Below are 16147 nucleotides of genomic sequence, written 5' to 3'. Positions count from 1 at the left end.
CCCCATTCCTACCGGCGCGCCAGGGCGTGCGAACAGGCGCTTTCCGGTCCGGTGCGCCGGGGGGCGCGTCGCGTTCGCGCCTGTTGACAGTCCGTCGGCGCACTTCCCCGGGACGCGAACGGCCCGTCCCCAACCCGGAGTTCGGGAATCGGACGGGCCGGACAGGCCGGACGGGCCGGACGTGCAAGGTGAGCCGCGCGGGCGTCAGCCGGTGATCGGCTTCACGTCCAGCCGGATGTGGTCGACGGCCCAGAACCAGTTGTTCCCCGCGTCGAACATCCGGAACTTCAGCGTCACGCTGCGCGCACCCGCCGGAACGGCGAACTGCTTGGCGACGAAGGCGTTCTGGACGTCCTTGCCGGCGTTGTCGTTGCCGGTGGCGTCCGAGCTGTAGTACACCAGCCGGGTCTCGGTGCCGTTGTCGAAGACCGCGGTGACCGAGGCCTTCTGCGGAGCCTCCTGGCGGTAGTGCGAGTCGAAGCCCAGGTACAGGGTGGCGGCCCCGGCCGGGACGGGCACGGCGGGCGAGACCAGGGTCGAGTCGAACACGCCCTTCTTGGACGGCGCGCCGGTGTCGTCCCAGTCGTCCGGGTCGGCGACGGCCAGGATGCCGAGGCCCCGGGTGAAGTTGCCGCGGTCCTGACCGGCCGGGTTGGACCACTCGCGCTTGGTGTGGAAGGTCCAGCCCTGGAGCCGGACGGTGCCCTGCGGCATGGCCGGCGCGTTGACCACCGACCAGCCCTGCGGGGCCTGCGGCGTCCAGCCGGTCACGCCGGCGACCGGCTGGAGCGCGCCCGCCAGCGACTCGAAGTCCTCGCCGAGCAGGTGGCCGGCCATCACCGGCGCGGTGCGGGCGGCGAGTTCGCCGTCGGCGACGGCGAAGCGGTTGCCGGCCAGCGCGCGGGCGGTGACCAGGATGCGGTGGGTGGCGCCGTCCGGCAGCCGGTCGGGCGGGGTGACGTCCCACTCGGCGGTGGCGCTCGCCCCGGCGGCCAGGGCGGCGGGCGGCGCGGTGACGGCGGCGACCGTCCAGCCGGCCGGGACGACCGGCTGGGCCTCGATCACGGTCAGCGCGTCGCCGGCGGCGAAGCGGGCGGTGACCCGGGCCGGGCGGCCCGGCAGCAGGATCGCCTCGTCGATGGTGGTCGAGGCGGCCTTGAGCGCGACGTCCACGGCCAGCGGATCGGCCTGGCCCATCGCCGGGTCGGTGAGCAGGTGCTCGCCGTCCCAGGGGAAGCGGCCGGCGATCCGGCGGCGGAAGCCGAGTTCGCCGCGCACGCCCACCGCGACGTCGTACCAGCCCTCGGGGCCGACATTGAGGTTGACGGTCCTGTCGTCGCCCGCGGCGACCCGGACCTCGCGCAGTCCGTCGCCGTAGGCGAGGTCGCCGACCAGGAAGGTCTGGGCGGTGCGCGAGCGGTTGATCACGTCCACCTCCAGCACCTTGCCGTTGCGCTCCTCGGAGAGCGAGATCTCGTACGCGGCGTCGACGGTTCCGCGCAGGTGCCAGAGCGCGCCGTTGGGGCCGTGCACCCGCAGGTCGTAGCCGTCCTGGCCGACCGTCCAGACGTCGGAGGTCCGGGACTTGGCGCCCACCGTGTAGTGGCGCGGCAGGGCGCCGGGGGCCGGGTAGACCGCGAACACGGCGCCCTGCTTGCCCTGGTTGATGAAGTCGATCGTCAGCTGGTCGCCCTTGAGGCGCGGCTTGACGGTGAGGTCGTACGGCGCCGGGCGGGCGGCGCGGGTGCCGCGCTCCTGCTGCGGGAAGGACTGCGGGTTGGGAACGGTGGGCGCGGGCAGCTTGCCGGTGTCGACGACCTTCTGCCGGTTGCCGCTGGTGTCGGGGAGCTCGGGCCAGCGCGGGTCGCGACCGGAGAAGTCGAAGACGTTGGTGAGGTCGCCGCAGACCGAGCGCCGCCAGGGGCTGATGTTGGGCTCCTGGACGCCGAAGCGCTGCTCCAGGAAACGCAGCACCGAGGTGTGGTCGTAGACGCTGGAGTCGACCGCGCCGCCGCGGGTCCACGGCGAGACCACGATCATCGGCACCCGGACGCCGAGGCCCATCGGGTACGGGCCGGAGACCACGCTCTCGCCGGCGGGCAGGGTGTCGGACCAGGCGAGCGAGCCGTCGGCGGCCCTGACCCGGTACTTGCCGTCCTGGCTCACCACGCGGTGGTAGGTGGAGCCGCCCTTGCTCACGCGGACGACGACCTCGCCGTCCACGGGCACGGTGGACTTGCCGCGACCGGCGGCCAGCGGCGGGACGGGCGGCAGTTGGTGGTCGAAGAAGCCGCCGTGCTCGTCGTAGTTGAGGACGAAGACGGTCTTCTCCCACACCTCGGGCTTGGCCGCGAGGGCGGCCAGCAGCCGGGCGGTGAGGTGCTCGCCGTTCGGCGGCGCGTAGTTGGCGTGCTCGGAGAGCGCGGCGGGGGCGACGATCCAGGACACCTGCGGGAGGGTGTCGGCCTGGATGTCGGCGGCGAAGGCCTCGACCAGGGCGTCGCCCATCGCGAACGGGTCGCCCTTCTTGGCCGGGTCGCCGACCGCGCGCATGCCGCGCTCGTACAGCGGCTCGCCGGGCTTGGCCCTGACGAAGGGGGCGAACCAGGCGAGCGCGTTGTCGTCGAAGTTGTCCAGCGCCTGGTAGGTCCGCCAGCTGACGCCGGCCTTCTCCAGGCGCTCGGCGTAGGTGGTCCACTCGTAGCCACCGGGGATCTCGGTGTTGTCGGTGACCGGGGTGTCCCGGACGGTGCCGCCGCTGGTGCCCGTCATCAGGTGCTCGCGGTTGGTGTTGGTGTTGCACTGCACCGACGCGTAGTAGGCGTCGCAGGTGGTGAACACCGAGGCCAGCGCGTGGTAGAAGGGCATGTCGGCGCTCTCGTAGTAGCCCTGGCCGAGCCAGCCGCCGGAGCGGCGGGTGACCGAGCCGTCGGCGAGGCCGTCGTTCCAGGCCTTCATCGAGTCGACGAAGCCGAACGCGGGGGCGCCCTGCTGGTACGCGTTGGTGTGGGCGGCGTTCATCGGGAACGGCAGGAGGTGGCCCTCCTTGCGGCTCGGGTCGGGCTGGTGGAAGACCGAGCGGCCGTTGACGCCCCGCACCGCCGTCCGGTCGCCGAAGCCGCGGACGCCGGCCTGGGTGCCGAAGTAGTGGTCGAAGGCGCGGTTCTCCTGCATGAACACCACAACGTGCTGGATGTCCGCCAGGCGGCCGGGGCGGGCCGGCGCGGCGAGCGCCTCGCGCACGCTGAGGGGGAGGGCGGACAGCACGGCGGCGGCGGCCGCGCCGCCGAGCAGGGTGCGGCGCGACAGTTCGGGCTGCGGACTCATCGGGGGTGACTCCTTGTACAAAGCGGGGGGCGCCTGGAGCTGTGGTCCAGACCCGTTATGTGTACGGGCCCCAGGTGGACGGGAACGGGGGGTTCGATGGCGCGTCGATGACGGACAGTGAACCCATAGCTGTACAGACAACTTGCCGTCGACGGCGGTCCGCGGCCGCCCCTCCCGCCGGGACCGCCGCGGCGGCCGTCCCCACGGCCCCGCCGGTCACGCCAGACCCCCCGGGGCGGAAGGTGGTTGACGAACCGTCGGCAGCCTCCGGCCAGGTCGTGGACAACCCTTGACGAGGCATGTGGTCTGTGGAAACCTCGCGGCAGGTCCAGGCCAATGATCTTCGTACGGGGGTAGGGGATCGCTTCGCCTGACGCATCAGGGGGGAAACCTGGGAGTCGGGTCCGGCCGTGCCTCGGCGCCTGCCGACCGGTCCGCGGGGCGGGCCGGACACCCTTCGGCAGCCGCGCCGTCCGACCGCGCCGTGCCGCGCCCGCGCGCCGCCACGGCCACCGCTCGGACGGGTGCCCCGCAGCTCCGTCTCCGACTCCCGAATCGAGCACAGCATGTCCGACTCCCCCAACCGGCCCGGCCCTTCCTCCGCCGCCGGGGACCCCGCGAGAGCGACGGACGCCGCACGGCCCGCCTCCCCCGCCCAGCACGGCATCTGGCTGACCAGCAGGCTCACCCACGTCCCCGAGGTCTTCCACCTCGCGCTGCGGATCGGTTTCGACCGGATCGACACCGGGGCGCTGGCCCGCGCCGTCGCCGCGACCGTCGCCCGGCACCCCGCGCTCTCCTCCGCGCTGGTGGAACGGGACGGCGTGCTCCACCCCGTCCCGGCCGGGCGGGCGCCCGCGCTCACCGTCCTGGAACCGGGCGGCGAGCCGCTCGGCGAGTGTGCCGACGCCTGCGCCGACGCCCTCGCCAAGCGGCTCGCCGAGGAGCTCGCCCTGCCGTTCGACCTGGCCCGGGGGCCGCTCGCCCGGTTCACCCTGGACCGGCGGGCGGACGGGAGCGCCGAACTGCTGGTGGTGGCGCACCACGCGGTGTTCGACGGCAACTCCAAGGACGTGCTGGTCGCGGACCTCGCCGCCGGGTACGCCGCCGCGCTCGCTTCGTCGGCGGACGGCGCGGAGGCGGAGGCGGACGCGGACGCCGCGCCGCTGGACGCCGAACTCCTGGCCCGGGCCGCCGCCTTCCACGGCCCCCGGTGGGCGGCCGCCACCGCCCCGGTGCTCCCCGGCTGCCCCCGCGCCGTGACCGACGCCGGCCCCGGCGAGTCCGTCGCCTGGCGGCTCGACCGCGCGGCCGCGGCGGCCCTCGCCGACGCCGCCCGGACCGCCGGGGTCACCCGCTTCGAGTTCCTGCTCGCCGCCCTGCACGGCCTGCTGCACCGCTACGGCGGCGAGGCCGTCCCGGTCGCCGTCCCCTTCTCCACCCGCGGGCCCCGGCAGCGCGGCACGATCGGCCTGTACGTCAACGAGCTGCCCGTGCACGCCCCGGCCGGCCAGGACGAGGACACTCCGTTCGCGCGCTACGCCGCCGCCGTGCGCGCCGAGGCCCGGCTGGTCTCCGCGCACCGCGCCGTCCCGTTCGGCAGCGCCGTCCCCGGCCTCACCCCCCGGGCCGGGCTGGCGCCGGTCTCCTTCGGCTACCGCCGCCGCACCACCGCCGACCCGGTCTTCCCCGGCAGCACCGCCGTGGTCGACTGGACCGTCTTCCCGCACGCGGCCCGCAACACCCTGCACCTCCAGGCCGTCGACGGCGCCGACGGGATCGACCTCTCGCTCCAGTACGACCCGGCCGTGCTCGCCTCCGCCGCCGCGCGGCGGATCGCCGGGCACCTCGCCACCCTGCTCGCCGCCGCCGTGGCCGACCCCGCCACCCCGCTCGGCGACCTGCCCCTGCTGGACCCGGCCGAGCGGCACCTGGTCACCACCGCCTGGAACGACACCGCCCGTGCCTACCCCGCCGACCGGACGGTGCTCGACCTGGTCCGGGAGCACGCCTCGGCCGCTCCCGACGCGCTCGCCGTGGTGGCCGGCGAGGAACGGCTGACCTACCGGGAGCTGCTGCGCCGCGCCGACCGGTTGGCCGGGGCACTCACCGCGGCCGGCATCGGCCGGGACGATCTGGTCGGCCTGCACCTCGCCCGCACCGCCGACCTGCCGGCCGCGCTGCTCGCCGTGCACGCGGTCGGCGCCGGGTACCTCCCGCTCGACCCCGGCTACCCGGCCGAACGGCTCGCCTTCGTGCTCGCCGACTCCGGCGCCGCCCTGCTGCTGGCCGACCGCGAACCGGCACCCGAGGTGGCCGCCGCCGCACCGGCGGTGCTCCGGCTCGACGTGGCTGCCTCCGGGACCGCCTCCGGGACCGGAGCCGGTCCCGGCCGGCTGGCGTACGTCCTGTACACCTCCGGCTCCACCGGCCGCCCCAAGGGCGTCGAGATCGGCCACCGGGCGCTGGTCAACCTGCTCACGGCCTTCGCCGCGCAGCTCGGCTCCGGCCCCCGGGACGTCTGGCTCGGCCTCACCTCGCTCTCCTTCGACATCTCCGCCCTGGAACTGCTGCTGCCGCTGACCACCGGCGGCCGGCTGGTGCTGGCCCCGGACGGCCTGGCCGTGGACGGCCCGGGGCTGCGTGCGCTGGTCGAGCGCGAGGGCGTCACCCACGTCCAGGCGACGCCCTCCGGCTGGCGGGTCCTGCTCGGCGCCGGGCCGCTGCCGTCCGGGCTGACCGGCCTGGTCGGCGGGGAGGCCCTGCCGCTGCCGCTGGCCCGGCAGCTGCGGGCCGGCACCAACCGCCTGTTCAACGTCTACGGGCCGACCGAGACCACCGTCTGGTCCACCTGCGCCGAGCTGCCGGACGCCCCGGAGGCGGTCCGGATCGGACGGCCGATCGCCAACACCCGCGCCCTGGTGCTCGACCGCCGCCGCCGGCCGCTGCCGATCGGTGTGCCCGGCGAACTCCACCTGGGCGGCGACGGGCTCGCCGAGGGCTACCTCGGCCGACCGGAGCTGACCGCCGAGCGCTTCGTCGACGACCCCTTCGGCGCCCCCGGCGACCGGCTCTACCGCACCGGCGACCTGGTGGCCTGGAGCCCGGACGGCGAACTGGAGTTCCTCGGCCGGATCGACGACCAGGTCAAGATCCGCGGCCACCGGATCGAGCTGGGGGAGGTCGAGGCGGCGCTGCTGACCCATCCGGCGGTCGCCGAGGCCGCCGCCGCGGTGCACCGGGAGGCGGCCGCCGCGCCCGGCAACGAAGAGGACGGGGGCGACGGCGAGCCGTTCGTCGCCGGCTATCTCGTCCCGGCCGCCGGACAGAGCGCTCCCGAGCCCGCCGAACTCCGCTCCTTCCTCCAGCGGTTGCTGCCCGGCGCGGCCGTCCCGCAGCGCTTCCTGGCGCTCGACCGGCTGCCGCTCACGCCCAACGGCAAACTGGACCGGCGCGCGCTGCCCGTCCCTCCGGTGCCGGTGGAGGCCCCGACCGGCTCCGCCTCCGGTCCGGAGGCGGGGGCGGAGGACGAGGTGCTCGCCGCCGTGCTCGGGATCTGGTCCGAGGTGCTGCGGCTGCCCGGTCTCGGCCCCGAGGACGACCTCTTCGACCTCGGCGGCCACTCCCTGACGATCATTCAGATCACCGCCAGGATCCGCGATCTGCTGGGTGTCGAGCTCGACTTCGACGTATTCTTCGCCACCCCGACCCCGCTCGGCATCGCCGCCGCCGTCCGCGAACTGCGGTGACCTTCGGGCGGCGTGACCGGACCCGCGCCGCCCGACGAGCCCTCCCCGCACCCGCTCCCCTCGCCCTCCCTGCCCCGCGCCCCCTCCCCCGCGGCGGCCCGCCCCGTGGCGATTCCGCCCGACGGCACCGCAGCCGCCGCCCGACGAGCGCCGAATGGAACAACCCATGACCGACCTCCAGGACCCCGCGGCCGGGCTGTCCGCGACCAAACGCGCCCTGCTCGCCCAGCGCCTGCGCGCGGCCGCCGGCACCACCGCGGCCGCGGACGCCACCGCACCGGCACCCGGCGGCGGCACTCCCGTCGGCGCGGCCCCCGCCGCCACCGTCCCCGTCCGGCCCCCGGGCAGCGCGGTCCCGCTCTCCAGCGGGCAGGAACGCCTCTGGTTCATGGACCAGTTCGCGCCCGGCTCCACCGCCTGGGCGCTGGCCCCGGCCCGCCGGCTGCGCGGCCCGCTGGACCGCACCGCGCTCGACGCCGCACTCACCGAGCTGCTCGCCCGGCACGAGGCGCTGCGGATGAGCTTCCCCGCCACCCCCGAGGGCACCGCCGAGGTCCGGATCGCCGAACCCGGGCCGCTCGCCGCCGAGTTCGTGGACGCGAGCGGCGACCGGGACCCGGCCGGACGGGCCGCCCGCGAGGTCGGCGAGCGGGTGGCGCGACCGTTCGACCTGGCCGAGGGCCCGCTGCTGCGCGCCCTGCTGGTGCGCACCGCGCCGGACGAGCACGTGCTCGCCCTGGTCATGCACCACATCGTCAGCGACGGCTGGTCGCTCGACATCCTGCACCGCGAACTCGACGCGCTGTACGCCCGGCACGCGCACGGCACCCCGGACCGGCTGCCCGAACTGCCGGTGCAGTTCGGCGACTACGCGGGCTGGCAGCGGGAGCGGCTGGCCGGCGAGGCGCTGGCGGACTCCCGGGCGTACTGGCGCGAGGAACTGCGCGGCGTCCCGGCCCTGGAGCTGCCGACCGACCGGCCCCGGCCGCCGGTGCTGACCTTCGAGGGGGCCGCCACCGAGTTCCACTGGAGCAGTGAACTCGGGCGGGGCGTCGCCGAGTTGGCCCGGTCCTCGGGCGCGTCGGGGTACATGGTGCTGATGGCGGCGCTGCAGACCCTGCTCGGCCGGCACGCCGGGCGGCGGGACTTCGCGATAGGTTCGGCGGTGGCCGGCCGCCTGCACCGCGAACTCGAAGGCGTGGTCGGCCTGTTCGTCAACATGCTGCCGATCCGGGCCCGGCTGGAGGGCGATCCGAGCTTCGCCGAACTGCTCGGCCGGGTCCGCGGCACCACCCTCGACGCGTACACCCACCAGGAGGTGCCGTTCGAGCAGATGGTCGCCGATCTGGACATCGAGCGCGATGTCAGCCGCTCCGCCGTGTTCCAGGTCAGCTTCGCCTACCAGAACTACGGCGAGCGCGGTGCCGCGTCCGCCCCCGAGCCCGCGGACTCCCCCGAGTCCCCGGACTCCGCGGACTCCCCCGGCGCGCCGACCGCCGAGAGCTTCGGGCACGAGGCGGCCACCACCCGCACCGACCTCGCGTTCTACCTGCGGGAGAAGTCCGACGGCGGCCTCTACGGGCTGCTCACCTACCGCACCGACCTGTTCGACGCCGCGACCGTGCGCCGGCTGGTCGAGCGCTTCGAGCTCCTCCTCGCAGCGGCGGTCGCCGACCCGGACCGGCCGATCTCCCGGCTGCCCCTGGCCACCCCCGCCGAGCGGCGGGACGTCCTGGAGCGCTGGGCCGCCGGGCCCGCGCTGCCCGACCCGGACGGCGCCCCGGCCACGCTGACCGCCCTGCTCGCCGCCACCGCCCGCGCCCACCCCGACCGGCCGGCCCTGGAGGCCGAGGGTCGCACCGTCAGCTACCGCGAGCTCGACGAGCGCGCCACCGGGCTCGCCCGCAGGCTGCGCGCGCTCGGCGTCGGCCCGGACGACCGGGTCGCGGTCTGCCTGGAGCAGTCGCCCGAGCTGGCGGTGGCCCTGCTCGGGGTACTGAAGGCCGGCGGCGCCTATCTGCCGCTGGACCCGGAGCAGCCGCCCGCCCGGCTCGCCCATCTGGTCGCCGACGCCGAGGTCCGGGTCCTGCTCACCGACTCGGCGCTGCGCGACCGCTTCCCCGGCCGCTTCCCCGGCCACGACGTCGCCGTGCTGCTGCTGGACACCGAGCCGCCGCCGCGGGACGCCGAGCCGCTGCCTGAGCTCTCGGGACCGGACCACCTGGCCTACGTCATCTACACCTCCGGCTCCACCGGCACCCCCAAGGGCGTCGCCGTCCAGCACCGCCAGATCCTCAACTACCTGGCCGGGGTGCGGGAACGGCTGCGGATCGAGCCGGGTGCCGGCTACGGGCTGCTGCAGTCGCTGGCCTTCGACTTCAGCATGACGATGCTCTACCTCGCGCTGAGCACCGGCGGCCGGGTCCACCTGCTGCCGCGCCGGATCGCCGGGGCCGAACTCGCCGAGCGGATCGAGGCGTTGGACCTCGACCACCTCAAGATGACCCCCTCGCACCTGGCCGCGCTGAGCGCCGACGCCCCGATGGAGCGGCTGCTGCCGCGCCGGTCGCTGGTGCTCGGCGGCGAGGCCTCGGCCTGGCCGTGGGCCGCCGGCCTGGCCGCCCTCGGCCGGTGCGCGGTGTTCAACCACTACGGCCCGACCGAGGCCACCGTCGGCGTCACCGTGCACGAGGTCACCGCCGACGCCGCCGGACCGGGCAGCACCCCGATCGGCACCCCGCTCGCCGGGGCCCGCTGCCACGTCCTCGACGAGGCCGGGCAGCCGGTGCCGCCGGGCGTCACCGGCGAGCTGTACCTCGGCGGCGACCGGCTGGCCCGCGGCTACCTGGGCCGGCCTGAGCTGACCGCCGAGCGCTTCGTCGACGACCCCTTCGGCGCCCCCGGCGACCGGCTCTACCGCACCGGCGACCTGGCCCGCTGGCGCACCGACGGCACGCTCGACTACCTGGGCCGGGCCGACGACCAGATCAAGGTCCGCGGCTACCGGGTGGAGCCCGGCGAGATCGAGGCGGCCCTCACCGCCCTGCCCGGGATCGGCCAGGCCGTCGTCCTGGCCCGGGGCGAGGGCCTGCGGCAGATGCTGGTCGCCTACCTGGAGCACCCCGGCGACGGCCCCGCGCCCACCCCGGCCGAACTGCGCGAAACCCTGGGCGAGTTGCTGCCCGACTACATGGTCCCGGCCCGGTTCGTGGTGCTCGACCGGCTGCCCCTGCTCGCCCATGGCAAGGTCGACCGGCGGAACCTGCCCGAACCCGAGGAGCCCGCCGCGAGCGGGGAGTTCGTCCAACCCGAGGGCGAGGCGGAGGAGTTCCTCGCCGCGCTCTGGGCGGAGCTGCTGGGCGTGCCCCGGGTGGGCGCCCTGGACGACTTCTTCGAGCTCGGCGGGCACTCGCTGCTGGCCACCCAGGTGGTCGCCAAGCTGCGCCGCGCCTTCCCCGAACTCCCCACCCCGGTCGGGGTGATGGACCTCTTCAAGTACCCCACGGTGCGCCGGCTGGCCGCCCTGGTCAGCGACCCGCACGCCGACCGGGGCCCGCGCAGCCTGCTGCACCTGCTCACCCCGGCCGGCCGCCGGACCACCGCCAGCCTGGTCTGCACCCCGTACGGCGGCGGCAGCGCGCTCATCTACAAGCCGCTCGCCGACGCCCTGCCCGCCGACTGGGCCCTGCACTCGCTCGCCGTCCCCGGACACGAACTGGGCGAGGAGGCCATGGACATCGACGAGGTCGCGGCCGGCTGCGCCCAGGAGATCCTGGACGCGGTCGAGGGCCGGATCGTGCTGTACGGCCACTGCGGCGTCGGCGTCCGGCTGGCCGTGGAGATCGCCCGGCGGGTGGAGGCGGCCGGCCGCGAGGTCGAGGCCGTTCACCTCGGCGGCATCTTCCCGTTCGCCCGGCCGCGCGGGCGCGGCGCCGCCGTCGGCGAGTGGTGGGCCCGCACCGCCGACCGGCTGCGCAGCGACCAGGGCATGATCAACGCCCTGGCGGCGGCCGGCCTGGACACCGACGAGGTCGGCACCGAGCAGCTGCGGCTGATGGTCGCCAACCGCCGGACCGGGACCAGGGAGGCCGAGCAGTACTTCACCCGGCTGTTCGAGAGCGAGGACGGCCGGATCGCCGCCCCGGTGTACGCGGTCTGCGGCGACCGGGACCCGGCCACCGAGTTCTACGAGGAGCGGTACCGGGAGTGGCACCGGCTCAGCGACACCACCGGCGTCGTGGTGCTCGACGAGGCGGGCCACTTCTACCTCAAGTACCGGGCCGCCGAGCTCGCCGAGATCCTCACCACCGTGCACCGCTCGGTGGTCGACGGCGAGGAGCAGCGGCACCGGCGCACCGAGGGCGCCACCTGGTGGCTGGCCGGGCTCTCCCGTTCCCGGGGTGCGGCGGACGGCGCGAACTCGGCCGCCGAGCAGGCGCCGAGGGCCGCGACCGCCCCGGTGAGGCCCACCATGCGCCGCTTCCTCGGGGTCGCCGCCGGCCAGCAGATCTCGATGATCGGCTCGGCGCTCACCGAGTTCGCCCTGCCGGTCTGGATCTACCTGACCACCGGCTCGCTCGCGCAGTTCGGCCTGCTGGCCGCCTGCGGGCTCGTCCCCGGCATTCTCACCGCCCCGGTGGCCGGGGCACTGGTGGACCGCGGCGACCGGCGCCGGATCATGCTGTACGGCGATGTCGCGGCGGGCCTCACCCAGGCGGTGATGCTGCTGCTGTACCTGACCGACTCGCTGGCGGTGTGGCACGCGTACGTGCTGATCGCGGTGCTGTCGACGGCGCTGACCTTCCAGCGGCTGGCCTGGAACTCGGCCGTGCCGCAGCTCGTCCCGAAACGGTTCCTCGGCCGCGCCAACGGCGTCGTCCAGATGGCCTTCGGTCTCGCCCAGTTCCTGGTGCCGCTGTTCGCGGTCGGCCTGCTGTCGGCGCTCGGTCTCGGCGGCATCCTCGCGATGGACGTGGCCAGCTACGTCGTCGCCACCGGCGTGACGCTGGCCGTGCGCTTCCCCGACGTGATGGCCGCGCGGCGCCGGGAGAGCGTCGCCGCCGAGATCCGGGCCGGCTTCCGGCGGGCGCTCGGCAGCCGCAACTTCCGCGCCATGCTGCTGTTCTTCGCCGTGCTCAACATATTCCTGTCGCCGCTGTTCCTGCTCACCACCCCGCTGGTGCTGTCCTTCGCCCCGCTGTCCGCCGCCGGCTGGGTCGCGGTCGCGGCCGGGCTGGGCGCCGTCCTCGGCGGTCTGACCCTGCTGGTCTGGGGCGGGCCGCGCCGGCTGCGGCTGCGCGGCGTCCTGCTCGCCACCCTCGGCCTGGCGGCCGCCTGCCTGGTGACCGGCCTGCGGCCGAGCGTCCTGCCGGTCGCGCTCGGCGCCTTCGGCATGGCGTACGGGCTGGCCCTGGTCAACGGCGTCTACGCGACGATCGTGCAGACCAAGGTGCCGCTGCGCTTCCACGGCCGGGTGATCGCCGTCAACACCATGGTCGCCTGGTCCACCCTGCCGGTCGGTTTCGCCCTGGTCGCACCGCTCGGACCGCGCCTGGTCCAGCCCTGGGTGGACGCGGACGGCCCGCTGGCGGGCAGCGTCGGCCGGCTGATCGGCACCGGCGACGGCCGCGGCATCGGCCTGCTGTACCTGCTGTTCGGGCTCGCCATGGCCCTGCTGGTACTGGTCTGCCTCGCCGTCCCCGCGCTGCGGCACTTCGACCGCGACGTCCCCGACGCCGAGCCGGACGACCTGGTCGGCCTGGCCACCCTCGCGGCCCGCGCCGGGACCGCGACCCCGTCCACGCCCGCCGCTTCGTCCGAACTCCCCTCCGCACCCGCATCCCGCACCGGAACCGAGGCTGTCGCCCGATGACCACCACCGACCGGACCGCCGGCCCCGCCCGCCCCGTCGAGGCCGTCCACCCGCTCACCGAGGAGCAGCGCCGGCTCTGGTTCCTCCAGCAGCTCCACCCCGCCGACGCGGGCTTCAACATGTACCTGTGCCGCCGGTGGAGCGGCCCGCTCGACGTGACCGCGCTGCGCACCGCGCTCGACCGGCTGACCGCCCGGCACGAGCCGCTGCGCACCCGCTTCGCCCTGGACGGCGAGGCGCCCGTGCAACTGGTCGAGCCCGCCGCGCCCGTCCTGCTCGACCTCGTCGCGCTGGCCCCGGGCGCCGGCGAGGCGGACTTCACCGAGGCCTGCCGCCCCACCGTCAACGCGCCGTTCGACCTCGGCGGGCGCCCGCCGCTGCGCGCCGTCCTGGTCTCGGCCGGGCCGCAGGAGCACGCGCTCGCGCTGGTCGTCCACCACATCGTCTCGGACGGCTGGTCGTTCCGGATCCTCTGGCGCGAACTGCTCGCCCTCTACCGGGAGGCCCTCGGCGAGGCACCGGCCGGGCTGACGCCGCTCGCCCTGCGCTACGGCGACGTCGCCCGCGCCGAGCAGCAGCGCGCCGGGGCGGGCGGCACCGAGGCCGCGTTCCGCTACTGGGCGGAGAAGCTGGCCGGCACCGGCCGGCTGCGGCTGCCGCTGGACCGCCCGCGCCCGGCGGACCCCCGGCACCCGGCCGGCTTCGCCACCACCGCCCTCGGCCCGGAACTCACCTCGGCCCTGGACGCCCTCGCCCGCCGGGAGCGCTGCACCCCGTTCATGGTGCTGCTCGCCGCCTACCAGTGCGTGCTGGCCCGTTGGACCGGCAGCACCGACTTCGTGGTCGGCACCCCGCTCGCGGGCCGCACCGAGGCCGCCCACGAGGAACTGGTCGGCTACTTCGCCCGCACCGGCGTGCTCCGCGCCGACCTCACCGGCGAACCCGACTTCCGCACCGTCCTGCACCGCGTCCGCACCGCCACCCTGGGTGCGCTGAGCCACCAGGACGTGCCGCTGGAACGGCTCGCCGCCCACCTGGGACTGCCCGCCGAGGCCGGCGCGGCGCCGCTCTACCAGGCGGTGTTCGTGCACCAGAGCCAGTACGACCTGGCCGGCGAGGACGGCGGCACCCCGCTGCCCGCCGGGGTCCGCACCGCTTCCATGGACTCCGGCTTCGAACGCGCCAAGACCGATCTGCTGCTGGACAGTTGGCGCACGCCGGACGGCGGGCTGACGCTCTCCTTCTGCTTCGACCGGGAGGTGCTCCACGCGGAGACGGTGGCCGCACTGGGCACCCGCTGCCACGCGCTGCTCACCGCCGCCGTCGCGGACGTGACGGTGCCGCTGCACGGGGACTGGCTGATCGGGCCGGACGAGCGGGCCGAACTGCTCGCCCTCGGCGCCGGCCCGGCTCCCCGCTCCGCCGCCCGCCCCGTGCTCGCCCGCTTCGCCGAACGGGTCGCCGCCGCCCCGGACGCCCCCGCCCTGGAGTGCGGGGGCCGCAGCCTCTCCTACGCCGAACTCGACCGGCTGTCCGACGAGTTGGCCGCACGACTGGGCTCCGTGGCGGGGCAGCTGGTCGCCGTCCGGCTGGCCCCCTCCTTCGAGCTGGTGACGGCCCTGCTGGCGATCTGGAAGGCCGGCGCGGGCTATCTGCCGCTCGACCCGGCCCACCCGGAGGAGCGGCGGCGGCTGATGCTGCGCGAGTCGGGGGCCGCCGCGCTGCTCACCGACGAGGACGGCTCCGGACTGCGCGTCGTGCCGACCGAGGCCGTCCCGGGTACGGCCGAGGACCTCTCCGGCCTCGCCTACGTCCTGTTCACCTCCGGCTCCACCGGCACCCCCAAGGCCGTCGCCGTCGACCACGCCGCGCTCGCGGCCCGGGTGGACTGGATGGCCGGGTCCGAGGGCTACCGGCTCACGCCCGGGGACCGGATCGTCCAGTTCGCCTCGATCGGCTTCGACACCCACGCCGAGGAGCTGTGGCCCGCCCTCGCCTCCGGCGCCTGCGTGGTGCTGCTCCCCGGTGGCGGCCGCACCCTGCCCGACCTGCTGCGCGGCCCGCACGGCCCGTCCGTCACCGTCCTCGACCTGCCCACCGCCTACTGGGAGGAACTGGTCTCGCACGACGACCGCACCCCGTGGCCGGCCGCCCTGCGGCTGGTGGTGCTCGGCGGCTCGGAGGTCCGCGCCGAGGCGGTCGCCCGCTGGCGGGAGCGGCACGGCGACACCGTCCGGCTGGTCAACACCTACGGCCCGACCGAGGCCACCGTGATCGTCACGGCCACCGACCTCGGCGCCCCGGACGCCGCCCGCCGCCCGTCCCTGGGCCGCCCGCTGCCCGGCGTGCGGCTGTACGTGCTGGACGAGCGCGGCGCGCTGCTGCCGCGCGGCTCCGAGGGCGAGCTGTACATCGGCGGCACCGGCCTCGCCCGCGGCTACCTGGGCCGCCCCGACCTGACCGCCCCGGCCTTCCTCGACGATCCGTTCCTCGACGGTCCGTTCCTCCAAGGTCTGTCCACCGGGGCCCGGATGTACCGCACCGGCGACCGCGCGCGCTGGCGCAGCGACGGCACCCTCGACTACCTCGGCCGCGGTGACGAGCAGATCAAGCTGCGCGGCTACCGGATCGAACCGGCCGAGATCGAGGCCGCCCTGACCGCCCACCCGGAGGTGGCCCGGGCCGCCGCCGTGGTGCGCGGCGGCCGCCGCCTGGTCGCGTACGCCGTCCCGGTCCCGGGTGCGGAGGCCGACGCCGCCGCCCTGCGCGAGCACCTGGTCCGGGGCCTGCCCGCCTACCTGGTCCCCGACACCGTCGTCCTCCTCGACACCCTGCCGCTGACCCTCAACGGCAAGCTCGACACCGCCGCCCTCCCCGAACCGGCCGCGGCCACCGGGCGCCCGTACCTGGCGCCGCGGACCGATGCCGAGCAGCTGGTCGCCCAGCTGTGGCAGGAGGTCCTCGGGGTGCCCCGGGTCGGCGCCCTGGACGACTTCTTCGAACTCGGCGGCGACTCGCTCCTCGTCACCCGGGTCGTGGCCCGGATCCGGGCGGGCGTCGGCCTGGACGTCCCGATCCGTGACGCCTTCGAGCTCTCCACCGCGGCGGCGCTGGCGGCCCGGGTCGAGGAGTTGCTCGTCGCCGAGATCGAGGCGCTGAGCGAGGACGAGGCGGCCGACCGCCTGGACGGCTGACCACC

The 16147-nt window shown here is 75.7% G+C and carries 4 protein-coding genes; 3 read left to right on the top strand and 1 reads right to left on the bottom strand.

The window, feature by feature from the left end:
- Positions 1-204: 204 nt before the first annotated feature.
- On the bottom strand, positions 205-3327 hold the full coding sequence (locus tag ADK60_RS06070) for a phosphocholine-specific phospholipase C (protein WP_053643857.1): 3123 nt from the start codon (positions 3325-3327) through the stop codon (positions 205-207).
- A 566-nt stretch (positions 3328-3893) separates the two neighbouring features.
- Between ADK60_RS06070 and ADK60_RS47490 the strand changes: the two genes are divergently transcribed.
- The 3 genes from ADK60_RS47490 (at position 3894) to ADK60_RS06055 (ending at position 16142) form a co-directional block, all read left to right on the top strand.
- The gene (locus ADK60_RS47490) at positions 3894-7076 is read left to right on the top strand and encodes a non-ribosomal peptide synthetase (protein WP_079008090.1); all 3183 of its coding nucleotides are present in this window, start codon (positions 3894-3896) and stop codon (positions 7074-7076) included.
- 166 nt (positions 7077-7242) lie between these two features.
- Positions 7243-12948 (top strand): non-ribosomal peptide synthetase/MFS transporter, encoded by a 5706-nt coding sequence (locus tag ADK60_RS06060; protein ID WP_063783058.1) that lies wholly within the window; start codon positions 7243-7245, stop codon positions 12946-12948.
- On the top strand, positions 12945-16142 hold the full coding sequence (locus tag ADK60_RS06055; protein WP_053643855.1) for a non-ribosomal peptide synthetase: 3198 nt from the start codon (positions 12945-12947) through the stop codon (positions 16140-16142). Before ADK60_RS06060 ends, ADK60_RS06055 begins: the two co-directional genes overlap by 4 nt.
- The last annotated feature ends 5 nt before the right edge of the window (positions 16143-16147 follow it).

Source organism: Streptomyces sp. XY431, assembly GCF_001279805.1.
Lineage (GTDB): Bacteria > Actinomycetota > Actinomycetes > Streptomycetales > Streptomycetaceae > Kitasatospora > Kitasatospora purpeofusca.
The sequence above is the reverse complement of the archived record's forward strand: the minus strand, read 5'-3'. Positions and strand labels throughout refer to the sequence as shown.

Coding starts and splice junctions, on each gene's coding strand:
- ADK60_RS06070 (WP_053643857.1), bottom strand. CDS start 3,327: ATGAGTCCGCAGCCCGAACTGTCGCGCCGCACCCTGCTCGGCGGCGCG.
- ADK60_RS47490 (WP_079008090.1), top strand. CDS start 3,894: ATGTCCGACTCCCCCAACCGGCCCGGCCCTTCCTCCGCCGCCGGGGAC.
- ADK60_RS06060 (WP_063783058.1), top strand. CDS start 7,243: ATGACCGACCTCCAGGACCCCGCGGCCGGGCTGTCCGCGACCAAACGC.
- ADK60_RS06055 (WP_053643855.1), top strand. CDS start 12,945: ATGACCACCACCGACCGGACCGCCGGCCCCGCCCGCCCCGTCGAGGCC.